The sequence below is a fragment of the Rhizobium sp. Leaf311 genome, from assembly GCF_001423445.1.
Classification (GTDB): Bacteria; Pseudomonadota; Alphaproteobacteria; order Rhizobiales; family Rhizobiaceae; genus Agrobacterium.
This window is the reverse complement of the sequence record NZ_LMNZ01000015.1, coordinates 20,998-28,579: the sequence shown is the minus strand read 5'-3', so window position 1 is coordinate 28,579 and position 7,582 is coordinate 20,998. Positions and strand designations below refer to the sequence as shown.

Genomic DNA, 7,582 nt, shown 5'->3' with positions numbered 1-7,582 from the left:
GAGAACGAACGAGAAGAGTGCCGCGGCCAGAACACCGAGCACGCGTGCGCGACCTGGATGAGCGTGCCTTTCCCAAAGGAGAAGCGATGCTGACACCAGCAGCGTTCCAATGGTTAAGTACCAAAGAGTTTGTAAATCGATCTGCATTGCTCTGCCCCCTTGCGTCAAAGCCTACAGCGTGGTCTTTATAAGATTTTTTACGCCGCCTCTCATATTGTCGACATGGTTGGCTTAGCGTTAAGCGTGCTATTGGGTGTCGGCACAAAAGCTGTCCGCTGCTGGCGATACGCTTTTTCTTGCGGCACCTAGCTCTTTTTATTTTGACACGACCTGTTTGGCGCCTTGCGGCAGGTCGGTCGCCTTGTGGACTAGTGGCGTGGGAACGATGTATTGCTCATCTCTGCGGCGGGCTACTAGTATCCTGCTCCTAAGCATGACTGTTGCTGTGACGGAGGAAACCGGTGAATGCCCATCAAGGGAACGGTCAGTACGCGAGGCAAGCGCACTTACGATGTGCCGGGCAGAATTACTACCATGAAACCTGGATCAGTTTCTTGCACGGCGAGCGTTGGTTTTTGCTCGGAGGAGAAAGCTCGCGCCGCGGGGTCACGACGGTCCCGCGTCTGAGCAAAATGTGCTCCGGAACAGAAGTTCGAAGCATGTCCTTACGTGCTTTTTCCGGCTCTGCCCCTTAAGATCACGCCACGAGTGGCGGCGGTGACTTCTTCCGATTCCAGAACGATGTACTGCCCGTTATCTGTCTGATAACCTTTGATCTGATCGTCACGCTCGACCAACTCGCCGGTCTCGCCATCTACGAACTCGCGCTTCACCCGATTGTCGGTTGCTTTGTTGAGCGTGTTGAAGGCGATCCGCTCCTGACGCTGCGGCCAAAGCGCGACTGCGCAGGACACTTCGCCGAATTGATGAAGCCTTTCCAACCCGCTCACGGGGAACCCATAATATGACACTCCTCACAGAACCACGCGATTCAACCGAACGAGTGAGCGAGACGTCCTAGCTAAAACGAGTCGTTTACGATGACTTAGGCACATGCGGCCTCTCGTTTCGCGTGTCTGTCTTAGGTCGCTGATACGAATGCATCTTTTGAAAGCGTGACGCGTTTCCCTTCCATAGCCACCCGACGGAGATCTGTTATGACAAAGCGAGAACTTATCGATACCGGCACTGACAAGCGTTACGTACGCCGCGATGAAGACGGCAAGTTCAAGGAGAGCGTCGATGTCTCTCGTTCGCTTTCAGCCGATGCGCGCCATGACGCACAGAATGATACCAAATCAGGAGAGGGCGACAAAGGTGATCGCAAGCGCTAACGCAAGCCGGTGAAGATCGCCACCTACAATGTTAACGGTATCAATGGTCGCCTGAACGTTATGCTTCGTTGGCTGGACGAGGGGCAACCTGACATCGTCTGTCTGCAAGAACTTAAGGCACCGTCCAATAAATTTCCGCGCAAAGAGCTGGAACGCGCAGGCTACGGCGCGATATGGCATGGCCAGAAATCGTGGAACGGTGTCGCGATCCTTGCACGCGGCCAGGAGCCGCTTGAGACGAGACGCGGGTTGCCCGGCGGCGAGCACGACGACCAAAGTCGATACATCGAGGCTGTCATCGACGGAATGGTTGTCGGATGCCTCTACCTGCCAAACGGCAATCCGGTCCCAGGTCCGAAGTTCCAATACAAACTAGACTGGTTTCGGCGACTGCATTCCTACGCGGAAGAACTGTTCGAGCTCGGAGTACCTGTAGCCCTCGTTGGCGATTTTAACGTCATGCCAACCGATCTCGATGTCTACAAACCGGAGCGCTGGATAGACGACGCGCTGTTTCGGCCCGAGGTCAAAGCGGCTTATGCGGATCTGGTGGCGCAAGGCTGGACGGATGCGGTACGGCATCTGCATCCGATCGAACGGATCTACACCTTCTGGGCATATTTTCGAAATGCGTATGCGCGCGACGCTGGTCTGCGGATCGACCACTTTTTGCTGAGCCCGCATCTCGCCGAAAGGCTCGTGAAGGCCGAAGTCGACAAGCGCGTCCGTGGCTGGGAGCACACCAGCGATCACGCGCCTGTCTGGATTGAACTGACCGAAAAAACGTCAAAAAAAGGTGAGACAAATGACCGATGATTGGAAACGTGAGGTTCGCTCAAAGCTCGAAGAGCTGGTCGATGGCCTCGTTGTAAACGGCGTCAGTTATGAGGACGCTTGCAGTGTCATTGTCGTGGAGGTCGACAGCATGTTGGTCGCTCATGAGCATGATCCCGATCCCGCAGATGATGATGTAATCGAGGAGCCGGCCAACGACTGGCCAGCGGCAGAAGAGAAACGACCTGTAGATTGAAGGTTTGTGGGGGCCCCGGAGGACAACCCCTCAGGGGCCGTTCGACTTCTATTGAGGCGGCTGACCGTTAGACGCCGACATTCCACCGTCGACAGGCAGATTGACGCCTGTCACGAAGCGAGCGTCGTCACTTGCAAGGAATGCGATCACCGCCGCGACGTCTTCCGGTTCGCCAGGGCCTCTGAGCGCAAAGCGTTCGTTGAATTTCGCGATCAACTTTTCGTCGTCCATCATGTCCTCGGTCATCCCGGTGCGCGTCAGGCTCGGGCATACTGCGTTGACCCTGATGCCGTCCTTGCCATGATCCATGGCCATCGCCCGCGTGAGGTTGGTAATGGCACCCTTGGCGGCATTGTATGCCGCCATGCCCCAGTCACCACCCGTGCCGGATACGGAGTTGACGTTGATGATGGAGCCGCGCGACGACTTCAGATGTGGGACGGCCGCACGGCAGGCGTAGAAGACGCCATCCACATCTGTCGCCATGACCGTTCGCCAGGCATCTGTGGTGAGGGTGCTGACGTCGCCTTGGGCGACAACACCTGCATTGTTGACAAGAACATCCAGGCGCCCGAACTTTTCGACCGTCCGAGAAATCATGTCTCTCACGTCACCGTCATTCGATATGTCAGCCTCGATTAGCAGAACCCGATCTTCAGGATAAGGCTTCGCGACATCCTCCAGCTTTGCCCTCGTGCGGCCGACCAGGGTCACCATTGCGCCCTCGCTGAGGAAACGCTCCGCCGTTGCCTTGCCTATTCCTGAACCAGCGCCAGTTACGACGACAACCTTGTCTGCAAATCGCTGCATTGAAATCTCCTTGAATGTGCAGTGGTGCCTCGTTCTGAAACGGGACATGTGCGGGGTTGTTCCCGGCGCAGAGGTCTTGGCGATTGAAGGCAGACAGATGGCAATAACGAGATTGTCAGTGGCGGCGTAGCGCTGGAGCGGAACGAACGTTCCCCAGTGGAGGTTGAGGGGATGCAATAGGAAAGTCTCATGATGCCCTCAAATCTCGCGGCCTTCTTCTCTCTATTCGTTATATTCATTGGCGCAATCTGCGTCGCTGCAAGTCCTAGTGTTGTAATGGCTGCGGACCGCGGACCCCGAATTGTGTCGTCCAAGGTCGACCCTGCGGCCAAACCCTTGCAGATGGTGCAGGCAGAAAGCATCTCCAGATCGACCGCTTCTCGAGTAGGAATGCGTGGGGATCATCTGGTGATCCTGTTCCACGGCATCCGGGGAAGAGGGGCGGTGATGGGAGCGCTCGGGAACTCTTGGCAGGCTACGCTCCCGGACACAGTGTTCGTTGCGCCAGATGCGCCGTTCGCGCACAAGTCAGGTGGTCGTCAATGGTTTGCAGTCGATGACCAGATCATGCGCCCCGAGCGGATAGATGCCGCGCGTCGATCGTTCGACAGGGTGGTCTCTGAAATTGTCAAACGTGAAGGGTTCGAAGGCGCGCTGGACCGAGTGGCGTTCGTCGGGGTCTCGCAAGGCGCCATTATGGCGCTGGATGGAGTTGCATCGGGTCGTTGGAAGGTCGGCGCTCTTGCCACTTTTGCAGGGCTGTTGCCTCTGCCGCCGACGTCATCTTCGACACGAACAGTTATTCTGATGATGCATGGTGCAGAGGATAAAACAATTCCACCGGCAGCGACAACTGTCGCGTCTGGCCAACTGCGATCGGCTGGTTTCAAGGTGACGTCCAAAATCTATCCTGGGGTCGGTCACACTATATCGTCGGAGGAGGCAATGGATGCCGTCATCTTCCTTCGCGACGGCTTAAAATAGCGGCATGACGGTGTACGTTCGACCTCCATTTCTTGACTGATTATCCGGGCGCGGGTAGAAGAGATGGGCCAACTTGGAGTGCACGACCAGGGACATTGCTGACCTGTAGTCTGAATCAGCACCACTGATGTAGCGGCCGAGAACATCGCGCGTCCTGAGTATAATTCGCACTTTTAAGGATTCACTCATGCCCAGACTTGAGGGGAAAACCGCAGTCGTAACCGGGGCTGCGCGCGGCATTGGCGCAGCTATTTCTCGTGCTTTCGCTCACGAAGCGGCCAGCGTCATTGTCACTGACATCGACGTGGAAGGTGGCCGGAATCTAGCAAAGGAAATCGGAGCGACGTTCGTCCGACTTGATGTTTCCTCGGAAAACGATTGGATTGAGATTGCCCGTCAGTTTCCGAGGATTGACGTGATTGTCAACAATGCCGGGATCACCGGGTTCGAGGGACCAGTCGAAAGCACTCCGCCTGCTCACGATCCGGAAAACGCTCAACTTTCCGATTGGCGTGCGGTCCATGCCGTGAATTTGGATGGGACTTTCCTCGGTTGCCGTTATGCCATCAGGGCCATGCGGGAAAATGGTGCGGGCTCGATCATCAATATCTCGTCTCGCTCGGGGTTGGTCGGAATTCCGATGGCTGCGGCCTATGCCTCATCCAAGGCGGCGGTGCGCAACCACACCAAGAGCGTCGCCCTCTATTGCGCTAGTCAAGGCTTGAACATCCGCTGCAATTCGATCCATCCGGCCGCCGTGATGACTCCCATGTGGGAGCCGATGCTGGGCACTGGCGCGGATCGTACAGACCGCGAGGCCGCGTTGGTCAAGGACACACCGATGCGCCGGTTTGGAAGGCCGGAGGAAGTCGCTGCGCTGGCTGTGTTGCTGGCTTCCGACGAAGCCACCTATATGACTGGAGCCGAATTGACCATCGATGGCGGCATTCTTGCGGGATCAGCCGCGGCGCCGGGGAGCTAAAAAAGTGATAGCGCCAAACTGTCATCCGCCGTTGCAGGCCAACTGGATCACAGCCACCGCGCGCGTTTGAAGCGGTAATACAGAATGCCGCAGAGAACGAGAATGACAGCCAGAACGATGTAATACCCGTATTGCGACTTCAGCTCGGGCATGTTCTCAAAGTTCATGCCGTAAATCCCAGCGATTGCCGTCGGCACAGCCAGAATCGCCGCCCATGCTGCGAGCTGCCGCGTAGTCGCTCTTGCCGCTGTTGCTCCAGAAGATTTGTGGCCTCGAATACGGATGTCACGATATCACGCAGCCCGATCACCATGTTTTCGACACGCCGAACATGATCGTGAACGTCCTTGAAGAACGGCCTAGCGTTGTTGTCGACGCAGGGCAGTTTAAGGTTGGCTAGCTTGCTGGCAACTTCCTCCATCGGACCCATCACCCTCTGGAACTTAATGACCTGCCGACGCATTCGGAAGATCCTGCGGATCTGCTCCGGCTCAAGGAAAGATATGAGAACGTGTTTCTCAATCTCCAGAACCCGGTTTTCTATCGTTTCGACCAAGGGAAGATAGCCATCGACGATGAAATTGAGGATGCCGTGGAGGACGTAGTCAGGACCATGCGAGAGAAGTTGCGGTGCCTGCTCGAGTTGTTCGCGTAGTTTCTGGTGTGATCCAGCCGACCCATGTCGCACGGTGATGACATGGTTCTGGCCGACAAAAATACAGGTCTCGCCATAGGCGATCCTGTCGTTTTCGAGATATGCGGTCTTGGCGACGACGAATAGCTGGTCGCCATAGATATCGACCTTCGGGACCTGTTTGCCATTCAGCGCGTCCTCGACTGCAAGGGAATGAAGGCTGAACATCGCCTTCAAACATGCCATCTCTTCGATCGTCGGATCGGTCAGCCCGATCCAGACAAACTCGTTGGCGTTCGCCTCAAAGGGCTGCGAAGAGAGTGTCATCTCATCAGTGCGCTTACCGTTGCGATAGAGATAGGATGCGACGACTGTCATTCTTGTCCGATATGCTTCGAGGACTGGAGGGGAGATATTTGACTGTAAGAAACAAATACACGCCAAGCCGACCGGGAGGTAGCGAAGAGAGCCGTTCAGCCGAGGTTTAAGCTATTTCCTACTGAAACCTCAAGACTGACGAGACGGGTATGACGGCGATCAGGTGACCATCGGCGCGAACGACCTCGAAGCTGGTGTGGCTGATGATGTCTCCGAATACTATTTTTTCGGCAAGTGTTTCCCTCGCTGCCTGAGGCGCTTCTCTTATGGCCTGATCGTCACCTGAAAGCACCGCGCCTTCAAAAAAAGGGTGTCTGCTTCCCTGACGTGGAAGAAGTACCTTGGCATTTCGAATTCCGATTTGTTTCCCGTACATTATCGATGAGCAACGGACCGAGAGATCACATTGTTCTAGACCCTGCATAGTCCTCGGGCGCAGACTGTCGGCGTGCCGATATGTAAAAAGTTTGAACGGTTCGAGCTGGCGGTCATTCGTTTATACAATGAGCAAATATGCAAGCCTCATCCGACTTTGAATGAAGCGATGAGTGCCCTCAAGGCTGGTGGCGATTGCCTGCGACTTGGGTGGTAAAGGTGGAATCCGGGATAGCTCGGACACCAGTCTTTCAGCACCTGAACAAGAGTCCCCGCCGCGATCTCCTCAGCGACGTCATGCTCCATGATATAGCCTAGCCCGACACCTGCACGAACAGCCGCCGCCGGCAGATCGCCGTCATTTGCGATGAGGGGTCCGCTAGTGCGGATATTGATCTCCTTGCCATCTTTCTCGAATTCCCAGGGCAGTAGTCCGCCTGAGGTCGTCAGCCGGTATCCGATACAGGCGTGGCGTTCCAGGTCATAGGGGGTCAACGGCGGAGGATAGCGTTCGAAATAGGATGGCGTTCCCACCACCACCGTCCTTAAATCCGGCCCCAGCTTTACCGCGACCATGTCCTTGGCGACGGCTTCTCCCAGTCGAATGCCTGCATCGAAACCGGCTGTGACGATATCCGTCAGGCCATCATCGATATTGACCTCCACCCGCACATCCGGATTGGCCAGCAGGAAGGCCGGTAGCTTCGGTAGAAGCACCATTCGTGCCGCATAGGCGAAAGTGGTTATCCTGACCGTACCGGAAGGATTGTCGCGCCACTCCGCCAGCGCTTCCAGCCCGCTTTCAATATTGGCGAGCGCTGGATTGAGCGATTGCAGCAGCCTCTCGCCCGGTTCGGTCGGCGCGACACTGCGCGTGGTGCGCGACAAAAGCCGGACGCCGAGCCGCTCCTCCAGCCCGCGCATCGCATGGCTCAGCGCAGAGGGTGACATGCCGAGAATGGCGGCGGCGCGGGTAAAGCTGCGCTCGCGCGCCACCGCCGCGAAGGCCAGGAGATCATTGAGTTCGTTTCGTTCCATTCATGCACTGTGCTCAC

At 56.4% G+C, this 7,582-nt stretch carries 8 protein-coding genes and 2 pseudogenes; 5 read left to right on the top strand and 5 right to left on the bottom strand.

The window, feature by feature from the left end:
* Positions 1-710 precede the first annotated feature (710 nt).
* A pseudogene (locus tag ASF69_RS15120) lies at positions 711-928 on the bottom strand (Ku protein); the annotation flags it as partial.
* A gap of 229 nt (positions 929-1,157) precedes the next feature.
* Between ASF69_RS15120 and ASF69_RS23380 the strand changes: the two are divergent.
* From ASF69_RS23380 to ASF69_RS15110, 3 genes are read left to right on the top strand one after another with little or no spacing between them, the layout of a single operon-like run.
* Complete coding sequence (locus ASF69_RS23380) at positions 1,158-1,334, top strand: hypothetical protein (protein ID WP_112964165.1); 177 nt, start codon at positions 1,158-1,160, stop codon at positions 1,332-1,334.
* Between the two features lie 9 nt (positions 1,335-1,343).
* The gene (xth, locus tag ASF69_RS15115) at positions 1,344-2,150 is read left to right on the top strand and encodes an exodeoxyribonuclease III (RefSeq protein WP_062588875.1); all 807 of its coding nucleotides are present in this window, start codon (positions 1,344-1,346) and stop codon (positions 2,148-2,150) included.
* The gene (locus ASF69_RS15110; RefSeq protein ID WP_062588873.1) at positions 2,140-2,364 is read left to right on the top strand and encodes a hypothetical protein; all 225 of its coding nucleotides are present in this window, start codon (positions 2,140-2,142) and stop codon (positions 2,362-2,364) included. The genes xth and ASF69_RS15110 overlap by 11 nt, the downstream gene beginning before the upstream one ends.
* A 48-nt stretch (positions 2,365-2,412) precedes the next feature.
* On the opposite strand, the gene ASF69_RS15105 is transcribed toward ASF69_RS15110, so the two are convergent.
* Positions 2,413-3,174: an SDR family oxidoreductase gene (locus ASF69_RS15105; RefSeq protein WP_062588881.1), complete on the bottom strand. Its 762-nt coding sequence runs from the start codon at positions 3,172-3,174 to the stop codon at positions 2,413-2,415.
* Between the two features lie 189 nt (positions 3,175-3,363).
* Here ASF69_RS15105 and ASF69_RS15100 point away from each other — a divergent pair, with 189 nt between their 5' ends.
* Positions 3,364-4,158: a dienelactone hydrolase family protein gene (locus tag ASF69_RS15100; protein WP_244475489.1), complete on the top strand. Its 795-nt coding sequence runs from the start codon at positions 3,364-3,366 to the stop codon at positions 4,156-4,158.
* Positions 4,159-4,345: 187 nt separating this feature from the next.
* Complete coding sequence (locus ASF69_RS15095; RefSeq protein WP_062588872.1) at positions 4,346-5,140, top strand: SDR family oxidoreductase; 795 nt, start codon at positions 4,346-4,348, stop codon at positions 5,138-5,140.
* Between the two features lie 47 nt (positions 5,141-5,187).
* On the opposite strand, the pseudogene ASF69_RS15090 reads toward ASF69_RS15095, so the two are convergent.
* From ASF69_RS15090 to ASF69_RS15080, 3 genes and pseudogenes are all read right to left on the bottom strand, one after another.
* A pseudogene (locus tag ASF69_RS15090) lies at positions 5,188-6,152 on the bottom strand (magnesium and cobalt transport protein CorA).
* Positions 6,153-6,270: 118 nt separating this feature from the next.
* The gene (locus ASF69_RS15085; protein WP_244475488.1) at positions 6,271-6,444 is read right to left on the bottom strand and encodes a hypothetical protein; all 174 of its coding nucleotides are present in this window, start codon (positions 6,442-6,444) and stop codon (positions 6,271-6,273) included.
* A 230-nt stretch (positions 6,445-6,674) separates the two neighbouring features.
* Positions 6,675-7,565 carry a LysR family transcriptional regulator gene (locus tag ASF69_RS15080; protein ID WP_062588870.1) on the bottom strand — a complete coding sequence of 297 codons (891 nt, stop codon included), beginning with the start codon at positions 7,563-7,565 and terminating at the stop codon, positions 6,675-6,677.
* Positions 7,566-7,582: the final 17 nt, after the last annotated feature.